Genomic DNA, 25,803 nt, shown 5'->3' on the forward strand with positions numbered 1-25,803 from the left:
TGAAACACTTTGTTTCTCTCTAATAATTAATTACTTCCTAATTTAATTTATTAAATCTTTTAAGCTGATTTAACCTTTCTTCCTCTGACAACACTTTATAAGTCTCAAAATTTATAGCATCTATAAAACCATATTTAGTTGGCTTTGTAAGCAAATACTCTTGCCTATAGGAAGGATGCATAATTCCCGGTGCTGCCATATATCCTGTCTTTATAGCCTTTTTTAATGTGTCATTGTTTGCTAAATATGGTGCTAATTCTGATAAATGACCTCCAGTATATAGAAGATTAAGTTTCGCTATTTCTTCCAATAAAAATGATGCTTCTTTGATAAGATATTCTTTCCTTTCTAATACAATAGGATCGTTCATATATTTAATTAAATCTGGTTTGTTTTCTTCAAATAATCTTATTGCTCTACGAACTATTTGAGAACTTTTAATTATATCCTCTGGTGTTGCTGCATGGTCGGCTTCACAATAACTTACAAGGTGTATAATTTGCGGATCTATAATCATCTGTAAAAGTGTAGATCTTGCTAATTGATATCGGGCTTTTTCCATATCTGGACTTAAATATTCAATTCCTGTACGAGTTTGTTTCCACATTCTTGATGAAGGATTATATTGTGCTATTATGTTTGAAATTTCAATAGCAGCAGACATCTTTGCAAGATCTGCTAGATCACCTGTTTCTACAGGCTTATTAAACTGGAACTGATATATTCTATTCTTTACTCCAGAAGTCACCATAACTGCAGTTATCAATGCATAATCCGTTACTATTAGTGTGTCGTGTGCATATCTAGATGCCCACTGATTAGGATCATTCATCTCAACTGGTATACCTAATTTTGCAAGCTTTTTAACTGCTAAAATATGTTCATCTATAGATTCACTTACTGATAATGGTCCTCTTCCATCTAACTCATTAAACCAAAATAACGGAATAGCTTGATGGGCACCAATTAACATTCCTGCTTCAATGCATATATCAATAAAATTTAATATATCATATACATGAGCATAAGGTTTCATAGATGGATAATTACCTCGTCTAGTTGCTTTAAAAAGCATAACTAAGTCATCATAATCCTTATAAGGTACTCCACCATCATTTTTCCTATTTTCAAATTCTTCTGGTCTGCCAAAATACCTTTGGGATAAATCAGAGGATCCTAAAGAAATTTCATCTACAACTTTTGCATCTGCTATAATTTTTATCCCTTCTACGGTAGGGTATATTGAATCAGAAGGAATCCCAAAATGTGTACGTATTAAAGGTCTTCCTGCTTCTTCATATCTATATGTTAAAGAAACTTTTGCTTTCTCAGAAGGTACATTAAGAGGTGGCTCAAGGCGATATTTTTCTCCTGCAATTACTTCTTCTGCAAGTTGATCTAATTCTTTAACTCTATAAGGAAACATTTCTTCTTTAAGTTGTGCTAAGGCTTTTTCTCTTCTACTACTATAAACTTCAAAATAATCAAGAACTGATATTGCTTTCGCTAAAGGATCTGTTTCAGGAGGAATTAAAAATACTTCACAAGGTAATGTATTCTTCTTTTTCTCTAGTATTTCAATGGTTTTAGGAAGTCCTGCTAAAGCAATTTTTCTTCTATCGCCATTTTCTTTAGTTAAAAGTCCAAGTTCTTCTAATTTATGCAGTATATAAGTAAACTCTTTCACTCCAATTTCAGGAGTCAATCTATAACTAATACCAATAAAATCAGGTTCATGATATTTTATAGCTTCTGCTATTTCATCTATTGTTTTACCCGGTGCTAAAACATGACAATTAATGTTTGCTAATCTTCCAATATGAGCAGATTTAAAAAGTCCTTCTGTATGTGGATCATTACCTACAGTAAAAGCTAAATAAGTTTTCTTCATTATGGATATACCCCTTTCATATTCAATATTTTTCATTCAAAAACATAAAAAAGACTATGGGGTTTATTTCTACTTTTCCATAGTTCTAAACCATAGTCTTAAAACACAGAAATATTAACCCCTTTACGCTTACGAAGTTAGCTGTCGGGTTCGGGCAAAGGTTAGCCCTCAATTAATAAGGATTCACCCCAAATAAGTGGGTCCTCCGCTTCTTATAATAATAAGAATTCAGCGTTAAATTATATTTTTCTAAAATTCAACTTTATACTACTTTTAATGTAAACTTTCATTGTTGCAATAATAAGTTAATTGGAATGTTTTGCATTTAAGAATAAAAGTTAAATAATCTATAATAATGCTTAATGCTCTCGTTAAGATAAGATTAAATAAGTTAAAGATATGTATGTTAGTTTAATAGTATAGTTATATTAAATAATATTATATCAAAAATATTAAGAATTTGCAATAGCAAAAATTTAGTGAATTTTTTGCTTTTTCTAAAGAAATACTCCTTAACTACTTCATTTGGTATTTTAAAAGATGAACTATCACCATCATTAAGTCTAATTGTCTTTTTTTGACGTTATACTTTTTAATTACCTTATTTACAAAATAAACAATATACTTTTATCCATATGTTTTAATCATCATAAGGAAAATTTTAGAATATACTATAGGAATAGGTATGTTTTATTGGGGAGGTTTACTATGACAAATAAAACGATTTTGATATTTTTAATAATTCTTGCAGCTATTGGAAAAAATAAAGCTTTATTTATTGGAGGAATAGTAGTTTTTTTGTTCTCTTTTTTAAATAAAGAGTATTTACTTAAAATAAATAAAAATATATTCTTAAATAGTGGGTTGATTCTACTCATGATATGGATACTCATGCCCATTATCCAAAATGAAAAGGATATAACATATATAAATATAAGGAATTGGTTTAGCATTGATGGATTAATTTCCTTTCTAAGTGGCATATTTACAGTAATAATTGCTGCTAAAGGCCTTGAACTTATGAACACTAACCCTTCGGCTGCTATAGGCATTACTATGGGATCTATCATTGGAGTTACCTTTTTTGGAGGTATTCCAGTAGGTATACTAACTGGTTCTGGTATTACCTATTTAATAATAAAATTACTAAAAAAACTCTAGTATTAAAAACCCACTAGAGTTTTCCCTATAGATATAGTGGTTATACACTTATTCCCACCTTTGTTTTTAGCACAATACATGGCTTTATCTGCCTTAAATATTAAATCATCAATATTATTTCCATCCTCTGGGTAAAAGCTAACTCCTATACTCAAGGATATATTCACTTGTATATCATCAAGAATTATAATCTCTCTATTTGCATCAGCTATTCTAGAAGCAATTATCTCATAATTATCATAGTATTGAATATCAGGAAGTAATATTAAAAATTCATCTCCACCATATCTAGAAACTATATCATGTTTTCTAGTGGATTCTTCTAATATATTCGCAATTTGAATTACTACTTGATCACCTGCTTTATGCCCATACTCATCATTTATTTTCTTAAAATTATCTATATCAATAAACATCAATCCTAATTTGCTATTATCTCTTTTAGCTTTTTCTAAAAACTTTTCTGCTACATGACAAAAAAGTGTCCTATTAGCTAAACCAGTAAGTTGGTCATAATAAGCTAATTTTTCTATTTCCTTCTCCTTTTCTTTTAGCTTTTTATTTAATATATATAATTCATTGCTATATTTTTTTAATTGTTCTATTCTAAGAACTTGGCTAGTTACATCTATACATTCAATAATCACATATCTAGAATTATCTCTCACGAATCTATTTATCCTTATATTTAATTTTCTAGTATCTGTAATCAAACCTTCATGTATAGTGGAAGAAAAGAAATATTTGTAATCATTTTCTATAACTGAATTTACTGCTTTTTTAAAATAGTTTTTATCCAAATTAGGTAACCTTTCATATAGATTGGAATTTATAGCCTCTTCTTTTTTTATCTGAGTTAAATTTTCCATTTGAATATTCCAAAATAGTATATTTAATTTTTCATCTGTTATTATTATGCCTTCATTTACATAATTCAGTATATCAAATAATGTACTATCCATTTAAATCATCTTCCATCTTATTTATCATTTTTTGCAACTCCTTTAATGAATCTAAAGTCAAATCAATAATTATAGCTCCTTCTATTTTTACATCAGCTATTACAAAGGTAACATACAATAATAGAATACAAAATTCTTCTTTGCTTTTTATGTCATTTTTTAAATTATCCTTGTCAAATATTTTTACCTTTGGTAAAGTATATTTTAAACTCACATCTAATATGTTTCCTATTTCACCTATTATGGAATTTAGCATTATATTACCTATTTCCCTTATAACATCAAGATCCATATCAGTAAAAACTAAATTATCTCCCTCTATGTATTCTGGTTGATCCATACATAAATTTACAAAAGTTCTCATCTTATTAGCTGGAAATAATAAATTTGCTTCACCAGTTAATCGATCTCCAAATTTAATAGAAGATATCATCAATGCACCTTGAGGTAATGAAGAAAAATGTTTTGTAATTTCTTCTTTCTCTTCTGACCCTAATATAATTATATTTGGGATATCTAACATTATTCTCTTGTCCACTATCTCTGAAAGCATACTAGCAGCTTTACCAACACCTATATTAAATATTTCTCTTAATACATCGTACATTAAACTATTTTTATACATTAGCATCACCTTTTATCAGATTTGCTACTAATTCTGCTTTCTCTTTTGTAAAAGGTTTGTTTATAAACTCAATTATATCATAGGAACTGATATCTTTTTTTACACTTTTTTGCACATCAGCTGATAAAACAAATATATTTGAATTTTTATCATATCCTTTTATTAACTTTATCAATTCTTGTCCATTTACATTAGGCATAAGTAAATCAATAAATACATAATCTGGCTTGCATCCTTTATATTTATCAAATCCTTCTTCTCCATCGTTAGCAAATATTATTTCTAAATCATCAATATATGCTTTTAAAAGTTTCGCTGTAGTCAATTGAGTAAATCTAGAGTCATCAACTATAAGTATTTTCATTACCTTTCAATCCCCTTGTTATTTATATTCATTCGTTTAATATAATCTGTCTTACAGTATATCATATATAAATTACTAAAGTCCATTTATTGTTATTTAACATTTCCTTAAATATATTTTTATAAAATAATCTATAATACTATGATATTATACTCTTAAGAAATAGTTGTTAGAATCATAAATAATTATGACTTTTTGTTATTATCCCATTATGATATCAATTTAAAAGGAGATTTTACATGAAATATAAAATACTTGATGCTTTTACTTTAAAATTAATTATGGTAGTACTTATGGTATTAGATCATATTGCTCAATTTATACCCAATAGTCCTTATTGGCTTCATTGGCCTGGTCGATTAGTGGCACCAGTGTTTTTCTACTTATTAACAGAAGGATATAAATATACTAGTAGTAAACAAAAATATATGAAAAGATTATTTACTTGGGCTGGTATGATGTTTATAGGTAATATCATAATTTCCTTTATTTTTAAAAGAAAAATACCTTTATATAATAATATTTTATTTTCTATGGGATTAGGAATAGCACTACTTATGCTTTTAGATAGTGGTAAATGTAAACAAGGAAAAGATAAGTTTGAAAATAATTTATTAACATTATTAGTGCTTTTTATCTCCTTGTTTTCAGAAGGCTCCTGGATGTGCACTGCAATGGTATTGATATTTCATTATTTAAAAGAGGATAAGATAAAGATGTCATTAGCTTATATTGCTCTTTCCTGTATGTTTATTCAAGGGGGTTTTACTTATGAAAATCTATTTACATTAAATCCCCAATGGATGATGGTATTTGCACTGCCTATCATATTTATGTACAATGGTCAAAGGGGAAAGAATATTAAGTATTTTTTCTATGTATTCTATCCCCTTCATATATGGATTTTATATATAATTGGATATTTATTAGAAAAAAGTTAGCTATTTTTTTCTTTTTCTGTTTTCTTCCATTATTTTTTCATTTATATAGTCATAGCCCTTAGGTGAGTGAGGTATTAAGCAATTGGTACAATCTTTAATTCCATAGTTATCAAAATAATTTCCTCCACATTCTTCTAAAAAGTATAATGGACAGTAGCAAAACATACAGTTAAAATTTTCTTCATCTTTTACTTTATGGCAAGGAAAGTATTCACATGCCGTATTTCTATAAAATCTATAGGAATTTTCCATTAAATATTCCCCCTTATTATTTTTTCTATAAAATCTAAATTATGATAGCCTTCTTCTTCATCTCTACCTATTATTATAGGCTTTATATCTAGTTCTTCACAAGCTTTTATTTTATTTAAAGTACCTCCTTCTTTCCCACTATCCTTCATTACTACATAATCCACATTATACTCTTTAAACATTGCCTTATTATACTCTATGGAAAAAGGTCCTAGTACTGCAACTATATCTTTCATATTTACACCATGTTCTTTACATATTTTAATGCTTTCTATTGTAGGAAGAACTCTATATATAAACCTATTTTTACTTCGTATTTTTTCAAAATCTCCAATATTTTTAGAACCTGTAGTAAAAAATACATCCCCCTTTATATTAGCAATATAGTCATAAGCTTCTTCAAAACTATTTAAATATATGCCTTTTGGAGTAGATAAGGCTTTTTTTCTAATATATCTAATGTATTTTATTCCCTTTTCATTTGCTGCTTTCTTTGCATTCTGGGTAACCTTCTTAGCATAGGGATGAGAAAGATCCACTATCATATTTACATTATTTTGGGTAATAAAATCCAGCATATTATTATAATCCATTCTTCCTACATGAAATTTTGTTCCTTTTAAAAATTCCTTTCCATCATCTGTAGCTATAGTTACTATATAATCATCTAAATCTCTAATTTTATCAATTAATTCCCTTGCTTCACTAGTACCTCCTATTATCCATATCATTTAATATCGTACCCCCTTGGTGTTATCATTTGCCCATCCTTTATATAGGTATTGGTATTGCCTATTATTAATATACTTAACATATCCACTTCTTCGTAGGGTATTTCCCCAAGGGTTGTTAACCAAATTTTTCTATTGATACGTCCTGAATTCCTAACTATGCCTACTGGCGTATCTTTTTGTTTGTATTTTAGCATTATATCTACTGCTTTTTTTAAGTGTTCTTTCCTTCCTTTACTTCTAGGATTGTATATAACTATTACAAAATCTCCTTCTGCAGCCTTTTCAATCCTTTTTTCTATTATATCCCAAGGAGTTAATAGATCGCTTAAACTTATAGTGGCAAAGTCATGCATAATAGGTGAGCCCAATTCACTTGCTGCAGAAAATGCTGCTGTAACCCCTGGAATTATTTCTACATCTATGTCTTCTTTTAATTCTAAAATGGGACCTGCCATACCATATAATCCTGCATCTCCTGTGGAAACAATAGCAGTATTTTTTCCTTCTTTCACTTTTTGAATTGCCAATTTACATCTTTCTATTTCTCCTCTCATGCCTGTAGAATATATTTCCTTTCCTTCTACTAAATCTTCTAAATACTCTATATAAGGAGTGTAGCCAACTATAACTTGACAATCTTTTATAGTTTCTACTGCTTTTAAAGTCATATAATCTCTACCTCCTGGACCAATACCTACTACATATAATTTAGCCATACTTTGCCTCCTTTGCTATGGATAAGGTTATCCCATTTATCTTTACCTTGCCTGTTAACATTTTTCCCCCTAATAGATAGGCAGAAGGTTCTGATACAGAATAAACTCCTATTGTATCTTTAACAAATTGGGATTTAGAAAAATTTTGTTCTACTTTTTTAATTTCATCTATGGTAAATATCTTTAAAGGACAATTAAAATATCTACAGGCCTCTATTATTCCTATTTCATGTTCTTTCACTTTTATTGTACCTATTGTTTTTATACCTTTAGGGGAAAGGTTTAAATTTTTTAATAAATAATTTATAGCTTTGATTATTCTACTTCCTTCTATACCTTTCCTACACCCTATGCCAATATTGATATTTTTAGGAATTAATTTACAATGTTTTTCATAAGGATGATCTATTTGTTCTTGTGAACTTACTATTATAACCCCTTGAACATTTAAATTTTTATTCTTTAAATTGTCCAACAATAACAATTTATCATATTTTATAATCTCATCCATCTCAGAATAAAATCCTATAGTATCTCCATTGACCATCATAGCTGTAATATCCTTTACATCTTCCATATTCTCCATATAATAATTATTTTTAATTGCAAATAAATCAACAGATTGTATACCTCTATTATCAGAAGCGGTAGTAATAACTGGGATAGCTCCTATAGTATGTCCTACCCATTGGGCTAATTTGTTAGCACCACCAATATGCCCAGATAATAAACTTATAGAAAATATTCCTTCATCATCCACCACTACTACAGCAGGATCTACAGTTTTGTTTATTATATAGGGTGTCATAAGTCTAACAGCAATTCCTGTAGCTGATATAAATACTAACCCATCGTATTCCATGACTAAAAAAAGCAATATAGATTTTATTCCTCCATCTATTTCATCATTACTAAAATGATGAATTATATAATATTCAGAGCTTGATTTAACCAATTTTTCCCCTATTTCTTTCCCCTTTTGAGTAAAGGATATACAAGCAATTTTCATCTATTACCCTCCCTATATCCATGGGAAAAAGAAGGATGATATAATTTTGATCTTTTATATTCCCCTTCTATAAAATCCCCCACTAATATCTGAGCAGTTTTTGTAATACCTTCCTTTTGAACTTTTTCAACTATATCCTTTAAAGTACCTATTATAATCTTTTCATCATCCCAAGTAACTTTATATACTACAGCTATTGGCACATCATCCCTGCCATAACCTTTTTTTAGTTTTTCTACTACTCTATCTAAATTTTTAACTGATAAAAATATTGCCATAGAAGCTTTATGTTTTGCCAATAATTCTAAATCTTCTTCCTCTGGAACTGGAGTTTTGCCTTCTATTCTAGTTAGTATTACTGTTTGGCTTACATTAGGTAATGTAAATTCTCTTTTTATGGAAGAACAAGCTGCAGTAAAGGAACTAACGCCAGGTATCACCTGATATTCTATACCTTTCTTAGCTAGCATATCCATCTGTTCTCTAATGGCACCATATATGGTAGGATCTCCTGAATGAAGTCTTACTACTTTTAGGTCTTTCTTTGCTGCATATTCCATCTTGTCCACTATCTCTTCTAAAGTCATGGAAGCACTATTATATATATTACAATCTGGTTTACAAAAGGATAAATGCTCTCTAGATACTAAACTTCCAGCGTATATAACTACATCTGCTTCTTCCAAAAGCTTTCTTCCTTTTACAGTTATTAAATCCACATCTCCTGGGCCTGCACCTACAAAGCTAATCATCGGCTTTCCTCCTTCCAATAATAAAGGATAGGTAATCTTTATCTTTTATTATTTCATCCTTTTTGGTAAGTATCTTCTCATCTTTTAGACTTACTCTTTTTATATATGCATAACTAAAACCCTTATTTTCTAATATATCCAATATTTTTTCCTTATCTTTCATAGTTTTTAGTATACATAAAGTATCTATATTATCTAACATGTTTTCTTGAAATTCATCCATTAATAAAAATTTATCCCCTTTTACTGTTAAAGGTATTTTCGATTGAGCTGCCCCTAATACAAAGGATGATATCCCTGGAATTATTTCTACTTGAATTTTATTCTTGTCTAATTTTTCCATTATGTATATAAAGGTACTATATATCATAGGATCTCCTATGGTTAAATACACTCCATATTCTCCTTCTGGAATTTCAGTATAAATTATTTGGGCTGCATTTATATAATCTTTTTCTGTAACTTTTCCCATGGGAAAATCTAATAATATCACTTTTTTGTATTGGATATATTCCTCTACTGTATCTAGTGCTATGTTTTTATCTTTATTACTTGGAGCAAATACTACACTAGCCCCTTGAATCTTTTTTACTGCCTTTATTGTCAATAACTCCTTATCTCCAGGACCTGTTCCTATTCCATATAGTTTTTTCACTTTTTCACTCCTTTTACTATAAATATAGGATTTTCACCTTTCATAAGCCCTATATCATCCCTATAGGAAGACTGAATTAAATGGACTTCTATTTCTTGATATTTATGGATTTCTAACAAATTAATAAATTTATTTAAATTTTTTAATGTGATAAAATTTCCACACAATATTCCTTTTGATTCTAAATGTTTCTCTAAATAATTAAATATTCCCTCTAGTTTTCCTCCACTACCTCCTAGGAAACATTTATTAAATTTAATATCAGGTAATACCTCTGGTGCTTCTCCAAGTATTACTTCTACTTCTACTTGAAATTTAGATTTATTTATTTTTATAATCTCTACACCCTCTTGGGTTTTTTCAACAGCCCAAACTTTTGCACCTTGTAAAGCTGCTTCTATGGATATACTTCCTGTACCAGCACCTATATCCAATAGCCTGTCTCCTTTTTCTATAGATAGATAAGCCATATTTAATATTCTAATATTGAATTTTGTCATGGGAACCTTTCCTCGTATAAATTCATTATCTTTAATCCATCGCATTTTCTACCACCACCACTGATAAAGGTGAAATATCCTCTAAAGCTTCTCCTATATTTACCTTTATTATTCTCTCATCTTCATAGGAGAGATTGAAACCTGCATATATTATTCCCTCTATGCCCATTTTGTATAATCTTTTAGATATGCTTGAAGGGCTATTATCCTTGTCTGTAAGAATTATAGAAAATTTATGCTCCTTTATAGTGTCTAAGTTTTCCTCTCTACCATGGAGAGATAATAGATTTGCTCCTTGCCAACTTTTACCTAGTTTAGCCATCATATACTGAAAAGAGGAAATCCCTGGCATTATTTTTTCAATTACAATATTTTGTCTATTAAGATATTCTACTATTCCATAGAAACAAGGGTCCCCTGATGCAAGTATTAAAATATGTTCATATTCTTTTATTAGTTTATCTATATAAGCTATCTTGTTGATTTTTATAATATCCTTTCTGATAATCTCTAAGGAATTGGAAACTCTTCCAAAAGCTACTACATTTTCATAGCTTTTTATAGCTTCCATAACTTCCATAGTCAAATATTTAGGATTACCAGGTCCTACTCCAGCTACTACTACCCCATATGAACACCTCTTTCAATGGAATATATAATTACTTTAACAGGATACTTCTCATCCTTTAAATATCTTTTTATCCTTTGCTCAGCTCCCCTTTCCATATCCTGTACTATATCTTTATAACCTGCATCAATGCATAAATTTAATCCTTCTTCTGCAGTTATACAGCTATTTATCCTTTTTAATAGACTTTTAGGTGCTCCCTTTAATGCTAAATAATATATGAATGCTTCCATCCTAGCATCTGATACACTACTATGAGTATTGAATATACCTATGGATAGTTTTGAAAACTTTCCTATATGACCTATCAAAGTAATTGATTTAAATCCCTTATTATATATGTATGAAATACTATCTCCAATATAGTTTGAAATTTGTACTATACTATGTTTAAAACCTAATGATTTAGCTATCTTTTCTCCATAGTTTCCAGGAACTAATATTATATTATCTTTGCCATATTGATCTTCTATTGCATCTATTTCCATATATATAGTCTTAATTAATGCCTCTTGGGACATAGGATATACTATACCTTTAGTTCCTATGATAGATATTCCTCCTTCTATACCTATGTTTTTATTATGGGTTTTTTTGCTAATTTCTTCCCCTTGAGGAGCATATATCACTACATCATATCCTTTTTGAGATACTTTCCTTATTTCCTTTTTTATCATTTCTTTAGGAACTGGGTTTATTGCAGCTTCTCCAATTTCACCAAATAAGCCTTTCCTTTTTATCCTCCCTATACCTATGCCCCCATCTATAGTTATTTTATTATCATCTCGTCTACTTACCTTTGCATATATTTTTATGCCATCAGTTACATCTGGGTCATCTCCTCCATCCTTTGTTACAGAACAAGATGCACTATTTTTATTTATACATGGATCGTTTATTTCAAGTTTTAGTTTCATTCCAGCAGGAGTATCTATATTTACATAATCTACTATTTTCTGAATCTCCAACATTAAGGCTGCTGCCTTCGCAGCAGCTGCAGCACAAGAACCTGTGGTATATCCACATCTTAATTGTTTCCCATCTTTAATAACATACTTATCTAATTTCATCTTTCCACCACCATATACAATAAGGCATTTATAATAGATGCTGCCACATTACTTCCTCCTTTAGTACCTACAGTGGAAATAGAAGGAATATTAAATTCCCTTAAATATTCCTTAGATTCTTCTGCACCTACAAAACCTACTGGAACACCCACTATAAATCTAGGATTAACCTTTTCCTCTTCTACTAATTCTAGTAATCTAAATAAAGCGGTAGGTGCATTCCCTATTACAAACATATCTATTCCTTCTTTTACAGCTAAATCTATAGCTATGGATGAACGAGTGGTATCTAAATTTTTAGATAATGTATATGCTCTTTCATCCTCTATGAAACATTTTAATTCACATTGAGTTTTAGATAGGGCTCTTTTGTTTATTCCCATATATGCCATTTTAGTATCAGTAAATATAATACCTCCTTTTTTTATACTATCTATAGCCCTTTCAACAAAATTTTCTTTAAAAACTATAATATTTCTATATTCCAAATCTCCTGTTGTATGAATCATCCTTTTGACTATCATCTTCTCTTTATCAGTAAAGGAGGTATTGCCCATTGCCTTCTCTATAATGTCCATACTTTTATTTTCTATTTCCATTGGATTTTTAATATACATAGATACCCTCCTTGCCCTTTTCTATTTTGTTTGATAGATAATTAAAAGCCTTCATATTTCCAAGGAAATGAATATGAGGGTATTGAGCTAATACATTTTTATATCTATATCCACATTTCCAATTTCTATTTCCCTTTGGCTTTTTAATATAATATAAAGGTTTGTCCTCTATATCTATAACAGAATAATGAAACTCTTGTCCCTTTAAAATATCCCCTTTGTTGCCTAATAGGGTATCTTCCATTAAATTGATATCTACATATCCAAACCTTTGAAGCCTATCCTTCATATAGGCTTTTCCTTTAAATATTCCCACCATGGAACAATCTTCTATCTCTTCTACCAAATACATAAAGCCCCCTGCCTCTCCATAAATATAGCCTCCTCTTTCTGCCATATTTTTAATAGAATTTAACATAGTTAAATTTTGAGATAATTCTTCTTTATATAGTTCTGGGTATCCTCCACCAATGTATAATAAATCACATTCAGGAACTTTAGTATCCCTAAGGGGAGAAAAATATTGTACCTGGCAGGTGTTTTCTAATAACTTTAAATTTTCACTATAGTAAAAGGAAAAAGCCTCATCATAAGCTATAGCTACTTTAATATTTCTTTTAATAGGATATTTGTAATTAGCTACATCCCCTTTACTCATCAAAGAAATTAATCCATCTATATCTACAGTTTTTTCTATAGTCCTTGATATTTTATCAATTACATCCTTTATGTATTTGTCATTTTGTACTAATCCTAAATATCTACTTTGTATATTTAAATTTTTATCATTTTCTACATAACCTAATACCTGAATTCCAACATATTCTTCTATTTTTTCCTTCAATAAAAGATATATATCTTTCCTTACCTTATTCAATATTATCCCTTTTATATTAGAATCCAAAAAATCTACCATACCTTTTATCTTAGGAATTGCAGAAAACATCTCCCCTTGAGGTGTATAAATCAGTATTGAGTTTATATTTAACTTTCTAGCTATATCATAGCTAGAATTTTCAAAATCATTATATATCCCATCAAAATATCCCATCGCTCCTTCTATTACCCCATATTCTCCTGGGTTCATGGATAAAGCATGTTTAAAATTTTCTCCCATCATATGAATATCCAAATTTCCTGCTAATTTTCCTGAAGCTAATCCTAAACATTTAGTGTCTATAAAATCTGGTCCTGTTTTAAAAGCAGATACATCTAATCCCCTATTTTTTAATGCCCTTATTATTCCCAATGTAATTATAGTTTTCCCTGTATTGCTAGAAGGAGCTGTTATCATTATGGTTTTCATCTAATCTCTCCAATTCTTTAAAAGTTTCTATTAATTTTAAATTGTTCTTTCTGCTTTTTATGGCAACTCTAATATAGGTATTGTCCAACCCGTTAAAACTAGAACATTTTCTAATTACTAATCCTCTATTTAAAAAGAATTTAAATACATATTCTTCATTCCATTTTAAAAGTTTTATAAGTACATAATTGGCATGGGTATTATATGGTTTTATGCCTTTTATATTGGATAATTGTTCAAGGAGAAATTTTCTCTCTTCTTCTATATAAGTTTTACTCATTTCAATATACTCTTTACACTCAAATATATATCTGCCAGCTCTATCTCCTAGCGAATTGACACTCCAAGGTAGTGCTACTTTATCATGTACATTTCTTATATCTTCTGATACACAACCATATCCTAATCGTATTCCAGGTAAAGCAAAAAACTTAGTTGCTGCTCTAATTATGCCTATTCTATGAAAAGACTTTTCTTTAAAGATCTGTATACTGTCATAATCCTCTGGACAGAATTCATAAAAAGCTTCATCCAATAGTAGATATCCTCTTTTTTTGTTTACAATTTCATATAGTTTTTTTAAGGTATCTTTTTCAATCCTTAGTCCTGTAGGATTATTAGGATTTCCTAAAATCAGCAAGTCGTCAGGTTTCATAGTATCTTCTATATTAGATAAATTTAATGTAAAATCATCCTTGTATTTTAGTCTAATAACTTCTTTGCCATGAACTAATGCTCTTTCTTCATATTCAGAAAAGGAAGGTAAAACTACTATAATTCTAGGAAACATGATTATAAAATTATCTATTATATCCACTGCTCCATTGCCTACCACTACATTTTCAGGGCTGCATTTTAAATATTTAGATATACTTGTTTTAAGATGCCTATATTTTATATCTGGATAGTTGGTCATATCGGTAAAGCCTTTTATTAATTCTTCTTTAAGCCCTCCTGGAAATCCTAATGGATTTATATTACTGCTAAAATCTATTAATTCTCCATCGTAATATTTTTCATAAGTAATTAAATCCCCTCCATGTTCCATCTTTTCACCTACCTAATAAATTATTAATTAATCCACATAGTATAAGTAATAATCCTTCTGTTCTATACATAATTTCAATAGTTTTTTTAATGTCTTCCCTATTAATGTTTCTAGTGTTATCACCTATAGTTGGTTTTTCCACAATCTTTCCAAAATAATAGCTATTGCCTCCTAATTGAATATTTAATAGTCCTGCTATTGCACCTTCTGGATATATAGCATTGGGACTTTTATGGTTTTTCCTATCCCTTATCATAATCCTAAAGCCTTCCTTTACATCAAATCTAAATATAGAGGATATACACATTAAAACTCCAGTAAGTCTAGCTGGAATATAATTAAATACATCATCAATTCGTGCAGGAAAGAAACCTAAATCCATATATTTTTCATTTTTGTATCCTAACATGGAATCCATGGTATTCACCATTTTGTACATTAACCCTCCTGGGGCTCCCAATAACATAATATAGAATAATGGTGCTATGACTCCATCAGCAGTATTCTCTCCTACTGTTTCTACAGTTGCTTTTATTATCTCTTCTTCTGTAAGATTTTTAGTATCTCTTCCCACTATATAAGAAAGCCGATGTCTTGCTTCTTCTAAACTTATATCTAATCCATAAAATACCTTCATGGCCTCCTTATCTAAGCATCTAGCTGCTATACAGGTATATATAAGGTATGTATTTATGATGGGATATACTACTTTGTATTTTTTTATAGTTTTTAATAATATATAAGGAAATATAAAAGCTAAAGCTATATTAAATATTGTTATTAAAAATCCCCAAAACTTTAAACCCAGTATGTTATTTGAATAATTTTTATCTATTTCCCTTACTAGTTTTTCTTCAAAAGCAATTAGTTTTCCCATAAGTTTTACAGGATGGGGAAAATTATAGGGATCTCCTAAAATTAAATCTAATATTACTGCTATAAGTATACATTTCATATTTTCACCTAATCTAATTTGTTTTTTAGTAAACTAATATTGAATATTCCCTTGTCAATCTATATATTTAATAAAGAATATACATAATCCATATCCAAATTTTGTCTAATCAATTGGGATAGCTTTTTAAATTCTTCTTCAAGCTCTTCATCCCTTTGTGATGAGATATTACAACGCTTTTCATAGTCTATAAGGGAATCCTCATCTACAAGTTCCAATGGTGTATAGGGTATTGTTCCAATAACTGGTATATTTAAAAGCTCCTCTATCATTTTAATACCTGAATTTAATAACCTTTTATCTCCCCTAAATTTATTTATTATCAATCCTTTAATTCTTTTTCTTTCTTCCTCTTCTAAAAGCATAACCGTGCCATAAAGGGATGCAAACACTCCTCCCCTATCTATATCCCCTACTAACAATACTGGAGCATCAACCATTTCTGCTATACCCATATTTACTATATCATTTTGCTTTAAGTTTATTTCAGCAGGACTACCTGCTCCTTCTAATACTATAATATGGTGTTCCTTTTCTAATTCTTGATAAGCTTTTTCAATTGTAGGCTTTAATTTATTTTTATATGAAAAATACTCTAAAGCCTCCATCCTCTTGTAAAACTTCCCATTTATTATTACATCACTTCCTTTATCAGAATTAGGTATTAATAATATGGGATTCATATTGGGATTTGGCTCAATACCAGCTGCTTTAGCTTGTAGTGCTTGAGCTGTACTTATTCTATATCCCTCTATTGTTTCATAATATTTTGAGGACATATTTTGAGACTTAAAAGGGGCAACCTTATATCCATCTTCTTTGAATATCCTACACAATGCAGTAGCTATAAAGGATTTTCCTGCTGAGGATGTAGTCCCTTGTATCATTATATTTGTCATGTTTTCCCTCCAATACGATAAATTTTTCTATATTATATTTTTTAAATGATCCATGTATATATCTTGTATTGCCTTTACCTCTCCCAAACCTTGTAATATTGGTTCTACAATAAATCCTTCCCTTTCCAATATACTTCTCCAAGAGTCCTCTTCTTTTGATGCCATATCATTGATAGCATGATCTCCTGCTACCAGCATAAAAGGCCTTAAAATAATTTTTTCTATTTCTCTATCCTTTAATATAGGAATTATATCCTCAAGGGCATTTTTACCTTCTACAGTAGCTACAAATACATTTTCATATCCTTCTTCTTTAAAAGTCTTTTCCAATTTTTCATAGGATTTATCGACTTCATGATCTGTGCCATGTCCCATAAATATAATTGCTTCATCAGGCTTTAATGCCAAAAGTCCCAATCCCCTTACTACTTTTTTATAGTCTTTATCATCATATAGAAGTGGTTTTCCTATTTTAATAGAATAATCTTTGTTTTGATTTAAAAATATTTTCACTTGTTTTTGTATTTTTTCATATTCATGTCCTGGTATTATATGAAGAGGCTGTATGTATATATCTTTTACCCCATTGAATTTCATCTCGTCCAATGCATCTTTAATATTATTTACAATGTAATTATCCCTTTTTTTAAGTTTTTCTATTATCATTTGAGAAGTAAAAGCCCTTAGCACAAGATAATCCTTGTATTTTTCTTTTATTCTATTTTCAATGGACTCAATGGATAGCTTCCTAGCTTTTTCATAGCTTGTACCAAAACTAGCTACTATAATCCCTTTTTTCATAAATATCTCCTTTCATGGACTTACTTAAAGATAGTAATTGATCTTCATTCCTACACAAAGGTAATCCTAATTCTTGATGAATTTTTACCAGCCAAGGTCTCTCAAGATTTGCATTATTTAATAATTCTTTTTTTAAAAAAATCTCCTCTGGTAATCCTTCCCCTACTAATTCTCCTTTTCCTAATATATAAATGTAATCACATACTTCATATATAAGATCCATATCATGACTAGATAAAACTACCTTTTTTTCATAACTTAAATGTTTTATTATCTCTTTCATTTGTCTAGTAGTATATGGATCTAGACCACTAGTCGGTTCATCCAATAATATTATTTCCAAATCCATTGCCAAAACCCCTGCTATAGCAATTTGTTTCTTTTGACCATAGCTTAAAAAATGAGTAGGTTTATCCTTTAAATGATAGCCCTTTACCTTTTTTAAAGCATTTTTTACTCTTATTTTTATCTCCTTTTCTGAAAAATCTAAATTTCTAAGTGAAAAAGCCACATCATCATATACTTTGGAATAAAATAATTGCTTATCTGGATCTTGAAATACCATATTAACCTTTTTTCTATATTCCCTGAGAAATTTCTTATTGTATCTTATAGGCTTATTTTTATATTTTATTTGCCCTCTACTAGGCTTTAATATGCCTAATATGTTTAAAAATAATGTAGACTTTCCTGAACCATTAGCCCCAATAATTCCAATTATATTTCCATTATTAAAATCCATGTGTATATTTTTTAAAGCTATTGTTCCATCTTCATATTGGTATCCTAAATTTTCTACTTTTATCATTTAATCACCTGTTTTAAATTCTCCTCTATACAATCTAGTTTCCAAAGAAATTTGCATATCCTGAAATCTAATTAAAAGTGCTATAAGTAGACTTTTTATAAGTAAGGAAATAGATCTATAAGTATTTTTAATACTGGTATAACCAAATCTTAGCTCTTGAGCCATTATTATATCTTTAGATTCTTCTAAAAATATAAATATGGATCTATAGATTAATACCAAAAGCTCTATTACTATGTTTGGCATTTTAAGTTTTTTAAACACCCCTATCATATGATTTAATGGTGTAGTAAGAGTTAAAAATAAAGTAGAGCTAATGGAGGCTAGTACCCTAATGGTCAATTTAAAAAATTCTATTAAAGATTTATAGGTAAATCCTAAATATTTATTAGATATTTTAATACTCCAAATGAATACATCCTCATTGGATATGCTTAACAATATGGTAATTCCACTTATAGTTAAAAAAATTATAGGTACAATTAAAATTTTAAAATATCTATTAATAGGTATTTTAGCTACAAATATAGTTAAACAAATCATAAGCAGAAATACCATTAAATTTACATAGGAATTATCTATAGTAATAGCAAGTATTAATGCTCCTATGGCAAAGATCATCTTTGCCATAGGATTGAAATCTTTTAATCTATTGGTATAAGCATATTTATCTATTAGTAGCAATATTTCGTCTCTCCTTCATCATGCCAAAAATATATCCAATAACTCCTGCACCAATAGCCACTTGCAATGAAAACAATAAGCTTTCTATCTCTCCACTAGGCGGCTCCCAAAGAGCATCAAACCAAGGTTCATAATCAGGATTTATCTCACCTATAACATCTTCTGCCTGATCGTCTGCTCCCTCAAATTCCGCATCTTTTTTCATAACTAGGGGAACTATTATTAAAATAATAGCTAAAATTATCAACCATACATTAGTCTTATTTGATGTTTTCAATACGTATCACCCCTTCTTTGTGATATTCTATAAGCAGATTATATACAATTGCCGTTACTATTCCTTCTACTATAGCGAGAGGAATTTGAGTTACAGCAAATACAGATAAAAATTTACCCATTGAACCAACAAATCCTGTTGTAGCATCAGGAAATGCTAAGGCTAATTGAATTGCTGTAATTACATAAGTCATCAAATCCCCTAAAAATGCTGCTAGAAAAACTGTAAAAGTTGTATTGGTATCTCTTTTCTTTAATAGTTTAAATATTCCATAAGACACTAAAGGTCCTACTATTGCCATGGAAAAAGTATTGGCTCCAAGGGTAGTTAATCCACCATGGGCTAATAGTAATGCTTGAAATAATAATACAATCAATCCCACCACAGTCATAGTTGTAGGTCCAAATAATATAGCACCTAATCCAACTCCTGTTGGATGGGAACAGCTTCCTGTTACTGATGGTATTTTCATTGCAGACAATACAAATACAAATCCCCCTGCTAGTCCTAAAAGAACTTTTTGATTTGTATCCCCTTTAAATATTTGACTTACTTTTTTAAAGCCTACTATTATAAAGGGTAAAGATACAACTGCCCAAATAATTGCCCATTTTACTGGTAGAAACCCCTCCATTATGTGCATAGCCTGACCAATATTTGGAGTCAACAATAATATTAATAGAATCGATAAAAAAATTACTTTTTTGTTTTTCACAAAACTCACCTCTCTTTTTTTATTTAAAGGTAATACTACCTCATTTGCTAGTGCTACAGACAAAATAAAGACCCTCACCTTCTAAAGGTAGGGTCTTTAACTTCAAATATAAGCACACAAAAATATGCCTATCCTTCCCACCGAAGGCTAGTTTAACTAAACATTAGGCAGGTCTCCTGACTTATGGTCCTCCTACTCTCAACACCTTCCCAAGATTTTCTCAGTGGTACAAGTTGATTTCGTCCCAATTACAGTAGCGGGGGCTGTACTGGATTTTCACCAGTTTCCCTATTAATCTAATAGAACCTAATACTTTTTATATGCAGTTGTTATAATTACATGATAACTTAATATTAATTTAAATGCAACTTATATTACTAAACTATTTTCTTTTTAACATATTCTGATGTCATAAGTCTTAATATGCCACCATAGCTTAATTTAAAATGGACTTTATCTCCAATTTTGTAATCTATCTTGCTCTCTGTACCATCTAGTATAAGATGATCACTGCTACCTCCCAGTATGCTTAATCCCTCGTCCAATGGAAAAATAGCATCAATTTCTACATCTTGTTTTCCAATAGCACATATAATCCTCTTTCTAATTCCTTTGTCTACAAAAGTAGGAATCTTACCAAAAGCATCTCTACCTATTTCCCCTGTAGGTACTGAAGGCTTATATTTTACTTCTATTATTTCAGCTGCTAATTTAAAAACATCATCATAAGTATCATCTATTCTATTACCATAAGCGGTTTCAACACCCAATACTAATGACTCTCCTAATCTTAAATTATTTATACCTTCTATAGGTTTATTATCCATCAATAAATATAGGCTACTAGAATTACCTCCAGATATAATTTCTAAGTCTATATCAAATCTATTTTCTATATCCTTTGAAAGTTTAACTAACCTTCCTAAATTATTAGCATCAGGAATTACTCCTCCATAACAAGTTAAGTTTGTTCCTATACCTATTAATTTTACTCCATCCATTTTTATAATATGTTCTACTGCTTCGTAAATTTCATTTTCATTATAATAGCCTTCTCTCAAATCACCAAGGTCTACCATCAATATTATATTATGGCATCTACCTTTTTTAAAAGCTTCTTTAGATAATACTTTTACAGTTTCTAACTCTGAATTAAGGGATATATCTGCGTATTCTACTACTCTATCTGCTTCAGAAATCATTGGTAATCTTAAAAGCATTTTTGGAATATTAAAATCCTTTAATTTAATTAAATTCTCTATCCTTGAATCAGCAATATAAGTTACTCCGCCATCTATATATGCTTTTGCAATTTCAGGATAACCACAAAAAACTTTTGTCACACCAGCAACTGTAATCCCATATTTATTGCATAAATTTACCATGATTTTCACATTGTGTGTCAATTTATTTAAATCTATTTCCACATTGGGGTACTTCATACTTGTCCTCCAATCATTTTAAATCTTAACATATAGATTAATAATTTATTCGATCCCTAGACTAAGCTTTAGCAACTCTAAAGCTTCATCAGGATACTTTTTACTCATTACTCCTAAAGAAGCCATTATATAATAATTATCTATTAATATATTTACTTCTTTATTTGGTAACAATTCATGTGCTTTTTTATTCAAAGGAATTTGTTTTAAAATTTCAACTCTATTTGGCAGTCGAGTTAAAGGACCACCTGTACCAATTATAGTTTTTACCATAGTCAAATCCTTACCTTCAGCTACAGTTTTCTTACCACTAGGCCCATATAAGTACCTTAGTCGTCCTGCATGCCTTTTAGTTGCTGCTACGGCTCCATGTAAAGCTAATTCTTCCACAAATGCTATCTCCAATTCTCCTTCTGGAATTGGTTTATAGTTTTCTATTAATCTCTCTAATTTTCCCAATGATATGTTCAATTTTTTAGCTAATTCTTCTTTCCCTACCATATCTACTATATTATGCATATTAACATATACACCTAAATCTCCTTCTACTGTTCTCTTTGCTAAAGGTTCTGGATTTATCAATATTCTACTTATCTCATCACTTCCAGGAGTAACAGAATGAACATCAGTAGTTGCTCCTCCTACATCAATGGTCATCAAGTCTCCCATATGCTCATACAATAATTTTGAAGCTTCCATAACTGCTCCCGGGGTTGGCATTATTGGACCGGTTATCATCTCTTTAACTTTTCCCATTCCTGGACCATGAATTATATGTTCTTCAAACACTTTTTGAATAACTTTTCTAGTAGGTTCTATATTTAATTCATCAATTTTAGGATATACATTTTCTACAATATATAATTCAGCTTTTTTGCCACGAAATATATCCTCTACTTCCTGCTGATTTTCCACATTCCCTGCATATATTATTGGTATGTCTAAATTAAGATCAGCTATAAGCTCAGCATTATATAATGCTGTATCTCTCTCTCCATAATCTACTCCACCAGCAATCAAAATTATATTTGGATTTATTTCTTTAATCTTTCTTAAATCAGATTTTCTCAATTTACCTGAAGTTATATATTTAACATTAGCTCCTGCTCCTAATGCAGCTTCTTTAGCAGCTTTAACTGTCATATCATACACAAGACCATGGACTGTCATCCTTAGTCCTCCAGCAGCACTACTAGTGGCTATAATTTCATTACATTCTATTCTGTTAGTTCCTAAATTATCAACTAGATCAGAAATAGCAGATTTAAGTCCTATATTCACATCTCCATCTTCTACAGAAGTAGGGGCTTGACCTTGCCCTAAAAAAGTAGGGCAAGGATATAGATTAAAAGCATTTACTACCGTAGTAGTACTACCTATTTCTGCAACTAATATATCAATCTTCATCTTTTGCCTTCATCTCTCTTCTCTTTTTAACTAAAAATGTTGCTACCTGATCCCCATTAGAGCCTCTGCCAAAGCCTGCATCCATACCATGTTTTACAGCTAATTCGTTAGATACTTGAGTGCCACCTGATACAAGGATGATATCATCCCTTATTCCTTTTTCTATACATAGTTCATGCAATTTTTTCATATTCTTATAATGAATATCGTCATGACTTATTATAGTTGAGGCTAAAATTGCATCTGCATCTATCTCAATAGCTGCATCTACTAATTTTTCTACAGGAACGGAGGTTCCTAGATAATGACATTCAATTCCATATTTTTCAATTCCACCATGCTTTATATCGATAATTTCTCTTAATCCAACAGAGTGTTCATCTTCTCCTACTGTAGCAGCTACTACTTTCATAGGATTTTTCTTTATTTCTTCTCTTATTTCATCTTCCGTCAATATTTCTGGTTCAGGTGGAATAACTAATTCATCTAAATCTATAGTAAAGTCAACTCTACCCTTTAACTCAATTCTTGTTCCTTCTGCTAATTGCATTATCTCCTTATGAATTACCTCTACATCTTCTAATCCCAATTTTTTACCTATTTCTAAAGCAGCAAACTCTGCTACCCTTGCTTCTACTGGTAAAAACATTGTTATTAATATTATGCCATCTCCTAACCATTCCATCTCTGGCTTTATTTTAGAAGATTTTCTTAATTCTTCAGTTTCCTCTAATCTTACATATACATTATCATTTTCATCTAATTCATCTATAAATATTATTTTATCAGGATCTTCAAAGGTACAACCACCTATCAATTTAGAAGGATTGTCTACAGCTGATTCATCATATTGAGCTATATTATTATATCCAAAGTGAGCAGTAACTGGAGCCATATAATCTTCTTCTCTTTCATATACAGTACCTACTCCAACTCCTCCATTTATTTTCCTTGCAATCCCATCTTCATTTCTTTCAGGATAATAGCCTGAATCTACGAAGAAACCTTGTTCTACAGCATTAAAATATCCTCCCACTTCTAGAATTTCTTCTAAAAACAATACTGCTCTTTCTTTTAATTCTCTTACTTTGTCTGCTAATTCTCCTTCATCCCTTTTTATTTCTACCATTCGTGTTAATCCATCCATACCATTAAATGCTTGTTTTGCTGTATCTACTGCTTCTATATTGTAAATGTGCCAAGGTACATTTCTACCTTCATCTGGAGTAATAGTAGATTGAATTTCAGCTCTTGTTAATTGAGATATTAATAAGTTTAAAGTATGAGTAACAGTAGCTTCCCTTGTAGATGATTCCATGTATTTGGTGTTCATCTGTGCCCTCATTTTATATTCCTTAAATAGTTCTCTTAAAGCTACTGCGTAAGGTAAATCTAATCTCATACAAGGTGCTGGTGGTGCTGTTGGTGGTACTGTAGATAAGCATATGTTCTCCTTTTTCATTCCTGCTTTTACTGAAAACATTGAATTAATAGCATGTTGTACCATTAACTCTGGCATTACTTTCCACGCTTCCCTAGCTGTTGCATTGGCATTATGAGCTCCATCAATTTGAACCATATCAGCCCAAGCCATTATTTTCTTTGCACAAGCAGCATCTACAAAAGATCGAACCATATTTATATTTCTATACAATACATTATATTGAGGATCTTGATGTGCTCCATTGACTCCTTCCTCAGCAAACATAACTGCAATTTCAGGTCCTGCTACTCCACTAACATAGGAGTGATAATTAATTGGTCTACCCACTTCATCTTCTATTATGTCTAATGCTTTTCTTTGAGCTCTTACTTGCTTTCTAGTTATAGGAATCCCGCCAATTCCTTGAGGAGTTCCTTCTATTAATCCATCATAATGACTTTGTCCAGCAGTTCTAATAACCATTATATGATCTGCACCATGCCAAGCAGCCATTCTCATACGTCTAATATCATCTTCAAACCTACCTGATGCAATTTCTGTAGTAATAACGGATTTTGGTTGAGGATCTATATTATCAAAATATTTTGCTGCTGGCAAAGGTTGACTATTTTTTAAGGGTTCTGATGTATCATAATATTCAAATTTTCCTATTTTTCTTTTTTCCCCTACACCTTTTCGCCAAGTCCAACCTCTTCTTCTAGGTCTATATTTATCTAAATCTTTTAGTATATATTCTATATCTAATTTTTCATTAGGCTTTAGTTCCATTTATTTTTCACCTACCTTAAATATTTCCATTACATCATCCCACATCTCTCCTTGAACTAGCTTTAACCCTGCTTCTCTTATTTCTAAATCCTTTTCTTTAGCTAATCTATATACTATATGCCCTGCTCCTTTGCCTAACAATCCTCTATCAATTGCCCCATCTACTATAGCTTTAGCTTCTATGCTAGAAAAGCCCATGCGTAATAGTACAGATCTTTCAATAGAAGGGGTTGTGTTTTTTTCAGCTAGTTCTATAAGAGGATCTACTATCTTTTCAGTTAACTCCCAAAATCTAGCTTCTAATTCCTCTTCAGTTAGGTTTGCTAAATGTTTTCTTCTTTCTTGAAAATCATCTTCCCTTTTCATATTTCC

At 30.2% G+C, this 25,803-nt stretch carries 29 protein-coding genes and 2 riboswitches; of the genes, 2 read left to right on the top strand and 27 right to left on the bottom strand.

The genetic code is table 11. The annotated features are described in order from the left end of the window. Positions 1-37: 37 nt before the first annotated feature. Positions 38-1,891 carry a hypothetical protein gene (locus JL105_RS06985; protein ID WP_202690453.1) on the bottom strand — a complete coding sequence of 618 codons (1,854 nt, stop codon included), beginning with the start codon at positions 1,889-1,891 and terminating at the stop codon, positions 38-40. A 111-nt stretch (positions 1,892-2,002) separates the two neighbouring features. Further along, positions 2,003-2,135: riboswitch (cyclic di-AMP (ydaO/yuaA leader) on the bottom strand. A 464-nt stretch (positions 2,136-2,599) separates the two neighbouring features. Between JL105_RS06985 and JL105_RS06990 the strand changes: the two genes are divergently transcribed. Continuing rightward, positions 2,600-3,052 carry a DUF441 family protein gene (locus JL105_RS06990; RefSeq protein ID WP_132026850.1) on the top strand — a complete coding sequence of 151 codons (453 nt, stop codon included), beginning with the start codon at positions 2,600-2,602 and terminating at the stop codon, positions 3,050-3,052. A 2-nt stretch (positions 3,053-3,054) separates the two neighbouring features. On the opposite strand, the gene JL105_RS06995 is transcribed toward JL105_RS06990, so the two are convergent. The 3 genes from JL105_RS06995 to JL105_RS07005 are packed head-to-tail and all read right to left on the bottom strand — an operon-like array spanning position 3,055 to position 5,003. Then, positions 3,055-4,014 carry a sensor domain-containing diguanylate cyclase gene (locus tag JL105_RS06995; RefSeq protein ID WP_132026853.1) on the bottom strand — a complete coding sequence of 320 codons (960 nt, stop codon included), beginning with the start codon at positions 4,012-4,014 and terminating at the stop codon, positions 3,055-3,057. After that, entirely contained in the window at positions 4,007-4,639 is a 633-nt protein-coding gene (locus tag JL105_RS07000) for a chemotaxis protein CheC (protein ID WP_132026855.1), read from the bottom strand. Before JL105_RS07000 ends, JL105_RS06995 begins: the two co-directional genes overlap by 8 nt. Continuing rightward, entirely contained in the window at positions 4,632-5,003 is a 372-nt protein-coding gene (locus JL105_RS07005; RefSeq protein ID WP_132026857.1) for a response regulator transcription factor, read from the bottom strand. Before JL105_RS07005 ends, JL105_RS07000 begins: the two co-directional genes overlap by 8 nt. A 239-nt stretch (positions 5,004-5,242) precedes the next feature. Here JL105_RS07005 and JL105_RS07010 point away from each other — a divergent pair, with 239 nt between their 5' ends. Continuing rightward, complete coding sequence (locus JL105_RS07010; protein WP_132026858.1) at positions 5,243-5,944, top strand: TraX family protein; 702 nt, start codon at positions 5,243-5,245, stop codon at positions 5,942-5,944. On the opposite strand, the gene JL105_RS07015 is transcribed toward JL105_RS07010, so the two are convergent. From JL105_RS07015 to JL105_RS07125, 23 genes are all read right to left on the bottom strand, one after another. Further along, on the bottom strand, positions 5,945-6,196 hold the full coding sequence (locus JL105_RS07015; protein ID WP_132026860.1) for a cysteine-rich small domain-containing protein: 252 nt from the start codon (positions 6,194-6,196) through the stop codon (positions 5,945-5,947). After that, positions 6,196-6,927, bottom strand: a complete 732-nt coding sequence (gene cobK, locus JL105_RS07020) for a precorrin-6A reductase (protein ID WP_132026862.1) — start codon at positions 6,925-6,927, stop codon at positions 6,196-6,198. Before cobK ends, JL105_RS07015 begins: the two co-directional genes overlap by 1 nt. Continuing rightward, positions 6,924-7,646 carry a precorrin-3B C(17)-methyltransferase gene (gene cobJ / locus JL105_RS07025; protein WP_132026864.1) on the bottom strand — a complete coding sequence of 241 codons (723 nt, stop codon included), beginning with the start codon at positions 7,644-7,646 and terminating at the stop codon, positions 6,924-6,926. Before cobJ ends, cobK begins: the two co-directional genes overlap by 4 nt. After that, on the bottom strand, positions 7,639-8,655 hold the full coding sequence (gene cbiG / locus JL105_RS07030; RefSeq protein ID WP_132026866.1) for a cobalt-precorrin 5A hydrolase: 1,017 nt from the start codon (positions 8,653-8,655) through the stop codon (positions 7,639-7,641). The genes cobJ and cbiG overlap by 8 nt, the downstream gene beginning before the upstream one ends. Continuing rightward, positions 8,652-9,407, bottom strand: coding sequence for a precorrin-4 C(11)-methyltransferase (cobM, locus tag JL105_RS07035; RefSeq protein ID WP_132026868.1), 756 nt, complete (start codon positions 9,405-9,407; stop codon positions 8,652-8,654). The genes cbiG and cobM overlap by 4 nt, the downstream gene beginning before the upstream one ends. Then, the gene (cobI, locus tag JL105_RS07040; RefSeq protein ID WP_132026870.1) at positions 9,400-10,062 is read right to left on the bottom strand and encodes a precorrin-2 C(20)-methyltransferase; all 663 of its coding nucleotides are present in this window, start codon (positions 10,060-10,062) and stop codon (positions 9,400-9,402) included. The genes cobM and cobI overlap by 8 nt, the downstream gene beginning before the upstream one ends. Next, positions 10,059-10,607, bottom strand: coding sequence for a precorrin-6Y C5,15-methyltransferase (decarboxylating) subunit CbiT (gene cbiT, locus JL105_RS07045; RefSeq protein ID WP_132026872.1), 549 nt, complete (start codon positions 10,605-10,607; stop codon positions 10,059-10,061). The genes cobI and cbiT overlap by 4 nt, the downstream gene beginning before the upstream one ends. Continuing rightward, a complete protein-coding gene (gene cbiE / locus JL105_RS07050) occupies positions 10,594-11,133 on the bottom strand; it encodes a precorrin-6y C5,15-methyltransferase (decarboxylating) subunit CbiE (protein ID WP_237722250.1) in 540 nt (179 codons plus the stop codon). Before cbiE ends, cbiT begins: the two co-directional genes overlap by 14 nt. A 50-nt stretch (positions 11,134-11,183) precedes the next feature. Further along, a complete protein-coding gene (gene cbiD, locus JL105_RS07055) occupies positions 11,184-12,260 on the bottom strand; it encodes a cobalt-precorrin-5B (C(1))-methyltransferase CbiD (RefSeq protein ID WP_132026876.1) in 1,077 nt (358 codons plus the stop codon). Further along, positions 12,257-12,877 carry a precorrin-8X methylmutase gene (locus tag JL105_RS07060; protein ID WP_132026878.1) on the bottom strand — a complete coding sequence of 207 codons (621 nt, stop codon included), beginning with the start codon at positions 12,875-12,877 and terminating at the stop codon, positions 12,257-12,259. The genes cbiD and JL105_RS07060 overlap by 4 nt, the downstream gene beginning before the upstream one ends. Continuing rightward, on the bottom strand, positions 12,867-14,183 hold the full coding sequence (locus JL105_RS07065; RefSeq protein ID WP_132026880.1) for a cobyrinic acid a,c-diamide synthase CobB: 1,317 nt from the start codon (positions 14,181-14,183) through the stop codon (positions 12,867-12,869). Before JL105_RS07065 ends, JL105_RS07060 begins: the two co-directional genes overlap by 11 nt. Further along, positions 14,152-15,231, bottom strand: coding sequence for a pyridoxal phosphate-dependent aminotransferase (locus tag JL105_RS07070; protein WP_132026882.1), 1,080 nt, complete (start codon positions 15,229-15,231; stop codon positions 14,152-14,154). Before JL105_RS07070 ends, JL105_RS07065 begins: the two co-directional genes overlap by 32 nt. Positions 15,232-15,235: 4 nt before the next feature. Next, the gene (gene cbiB / locus JL105_RS07075; RefSeq protein WP_132026884.1) at positions 15,236-16,186 is read right to left on the bottom strand and encodes an adenosylcobinamide-phosphate synthase CbiB; all 951 of its coding nucleotides are present in this window, start codon (positions 16,184-16,186) and stop codon (positions 15,236-15,238) included. A 59-nt stretch (positions 16,187-16,245) separates the two neighbouring features. Continuing rightward, positions 16,246-17,085 (bottom strand): cobyric acid synthase, encoded by an 840-nt coding sequence (locus tag JL105_RS07080; RefSeq protein ID WP_132026886.1) that lies wholly within the window; start codon positions 17,083-17,085, stop codon positions 16,246-16,248. Positions 17,086-17,112: 27 nt separating this feature from the next. Continuing rightward, positions 17,113-17,886: a sirohydrochlorin cobaltochelatase gene (locus JL105_RS07085; protein WP_132026888.1), complete on the bottom strand. Its 774-nt coding sequence runs from the start codon at positions 17,884-17,886 to the stop codon at positions 17,113-17,115. Then, positions 17,861-18,694, bottom strand: a complete 834-nt coding sequence (locus JL105_RS07090; protein ID WP_132026890.1) for an energy-coupling factor ABC transporter ATP-binding protein — start codon at positions 18,692-18,694, stop codon at positions 17,861-17,863. Before JL105_RS07090 ends, JL105_RS07085 begins: the two co-directional genes overlap by 26 nt. After that, on the bottom strand, positions 18,695-19,378 hold the full coding sequence (cbiQ, locus tag JL105_RS07095) for a cobalt ECF transporter T component CbiQ (protein WP_132026892.1): 684 nt from the start codon (positions 19,376-19,378) through the stop codon (positions 18,695-18,697). Continuing rightward, positions 19,362-19,655 (bottom strand): energy-coupling factor ABC transporter substrate-binding protein, encoded by a 294-nt coding sequence (locus tag JL105_RS07100; protein ID WP_132026894.1) that lies wholly within the window; start codon positions 19,653-19,655, stop codon positions 19,362-19,364. Before JL105_RS07100 ends, cbiQ begins: the two co-directional genes overlap by 17 nt. Then, positions 19,639-20,370, bottom strand: coding sequence for an energy-coupling factor ABC transporter permease (locus tag JL105_RS07105; protein ID WP_237722258.1), 732 nt, complete (start codon positions 20,368-20,370; stop codon positions 19,639-19,641). The genes JL105_RS07100 and JL105_RS07105 overlap by 17 nt, the downstream gene beginning before the upstream one ends. A gap of 149 nt (positions 20,371-20,519) precedes the next feature. Continuing rightward, positions 20,520-20,695, bottom strand: a riboswitch (cobalamin riboswitch). A gap of 52 nt (positions 20,696-20,747) precedes the next feature. After that, the gene (gene orr, locus JL105_RS07110; RefSeq protein WP_132026896.1) at positions 20,748-21,812 is read right to left on the bottom strand and encodes an ornithine racemase Orr; all 1,065 of its coding nucleotides are present in this window, start codon (positions 21,810-21,812) and stop codon (positions 20,748-20,750) included. 45 nt (positions 21,813-21,857) lie between these two features. After that, positions 21,858-23,219, bottom strand: coding sequence for a GlmL-related ornithine degradation protein (locus JL105_RS07115; RefSeq protein WP_132026898.1), 1,362 nt, complete (start codon positions 23,217-23,219; stop codon positions 21,858-21,860). Beyond that, a complete protein-coding gene (gene oraE / locus JL105_RS07120; protein ID WP_132026900.1) occupies positions 23,209-25,431 on the bottom strand; it encodes a D-ornithine 4,5-aminomutase subunit OraE in 2,223 nt (740 codons plus the stop codon). Before oraE ends, JL105_RS07115 begins: the two co-directional genes overlap by 11 nt. Then, positions 25,432-25,797 carry an ornithine aminomutase subunit alpha gene (locus tag JL105_RS07125; protein ID WP_132026902.1) on the bottom strand — a complete coding sequence of 122 codons (366 nt, stop codon included), beginning with the start codon at positions 25,795-25,797 and terminating at the stop codon, positions 25,432-25,434. It lies immediately after the preceding gene. Positions 25,798-25,803: the final 6 nt, after the last annotated feature.

The sequence above is a fragment of the Keratinibaculum paraultunense genome, from assembly GCF_016767175.1.
Taxonomy (GTDB): Bacteria; Bacillota; Clostridia; order Tissierellales; family Tepidimicrobiaceae; genus Keratinibaculum; species Keratinibaculum paraultunense.

Bases quoted from the DNA above. Each gene is read 5' to 3' on its own strand.
- cbiG (WP_132026866.1), bottom strand. From the start codon at position 8,655: ATGAAAATTGCTTGTATATCCTTTACTCAAAAGGGGAAAGAAATAGGG.
- JL105_RS07010 (WP_132026858.1), top strand. From the start codon at position 5,243: ATGAAATATAAAATACTTGATGCTTTTACTTTAAAATTAATTATGGTA.
- cbiT (WP_132026872.1), bottom strand. From the start codon at position 10,607: ATGCGATGGATTAAAGATAATGAATTTATACGAGGAAAGGTTCCCATG.
- cbiD (WP_132026876.1), bottom strand. From the start codon at position 12,260: ATGAAATTAGATAAGTATGTTATTAAAGATGGGAAACAATTAAGATGT.
- JL105_RS06990 (WP_132026850.1), top strand. From the start codon at position 2,600: ATGACAAATAAAACGATTTTGATATTTTTAATAATTCTTGCAGCTATT.
- JL105_RS07085 (WP_132026888.1), bottom strand. From the start codon at position 17,886: ATGAAAAAAGGGATTATAGTAGCTAGTTTTGGTACAAGCTATGAAAAA.
- JL105_RS07005 (WP_132026857.1), bottom strand. From the start codon at position 5,003: ATGAAAATACTTATAGTTGATGACTCTAGATTTACTCAATTGACTACA.
- cobM (WP_132026868.1), bottom strand. From the start codon at position 9,407: ATGATTAGCTTTGTAGGTGCAGGCCCAGGAGATGTGGATTTAATAACT.
- cobK (WP_132026862.1), bottom strand. From the start codon at position 6,927: ATGATATGGATAATAGGAGGTACTAGTGAAGCAAGGGAATTAATTGAT.
- JL105_RS07000 (WP_132026855.1), bottom strand. From the start codon at position 4,639: ATGTATAAAAATAGTTTAATGTACGATGTATTAAGAGAAATATTTAAT.
- cbiB (WP_132026884.1), bottom strand. From the start codon at position 16,186: ATGAAATGTATACTTATAGCAGTAATATTAGATTTAATTTTAGGAGAT.
- JL105_RS07080 (WP_132026886.1), bottom strand. From the start codon at position 17,085: ATGACAAATATAATGATACAAGGGACTACATCCTCAGCAGGAAAATCC.
- cobJ (WP_132026864.1), bottom strand. From the start codon at position 7,646: ATGGCTAAATTATATGTAGTAGGTATTGGTCCAGGAGGTAGAGATTAT.
- JL105_RS06995 (WP_132026853.1), bottom strand. From the start codon at position 4,014: ATGGATAGTACATTATTTGATATACTGAATTATGTAAATGAAGGCATA.
- JL105_RS07060 (WP_132026878.1), bottom strand. From the start codon at position 12,877: ATGTATATTAAAAATCCAATGGAAATAGAAAATAAAAGTATGGACATT.
- oraE (WP_132026900.1), bottom strand. From the start codon at position 25,431: ATGGAACTAAAGCCTAATGAAAAATTAGATATAGAATATATACTAAAA.
- JL105_RS07070 (WP_132026882.1), bottom strand. From the start codon at position 15,231: ATGGAACATGGAGGGGATTTAATTACTTATGAAAAATATTACGATGGA.
- orr (WP_132026896.1), bottom strand. From the start codon at position 21,812: ATGAAGTACCCCAATGTGGAAATAGATTTAAATAAATTGACACACAAT.
- JL105_RS07115 (WP_132026898.1), bottom strand. From the start codon at position 23,219: ATGAAGATTGATATATTAGTTGCAGAAATAGGTAGTACTACTACGGTA.
- JL105_RS07125 (WP_132026902.1), bottom strand. From the start codon at position 25,797: ATGAAAAGGGAAGATGATTTTCAAGAAAGAAGAAAACATTTAGCAAAC.
- JL105_RS07090 (WP_132026890.1), bottom strand. From the start codon at position 18,694: ATGATAAAAGTAGAAAATTTAGGATACCAATATGAAGATGGAACAATA.
- JL105_RS07065 (WP_132026880.1), bottom strand. From the start codon at position 14,183: ATGAAAACCATAATGATAACAGCTCCTTCTAGCAATACAGGGAAAACT.
- JL105_RS06985 (WP_202690453.1), bottom strand. From the start codon at position 1,891: ATGAAGAAAACTTATTTAGCTTTTACTGTAGGTAATGATCCACATACA.
- cbiE (WP_237722250.1), bottom strand. From the start codon at position 11,133: ATGGAAGCTATAAAAAGCTATGAAAATGTAGTAGCTTTTGGAAGAGTT.
- JL105_RS07015 (WP_132026860.1), bottom strand. From the start codon at position 6,196: ATGGAAAATTCCTATAGATTTTATAGAAATACGGCATGTGAATACTTT.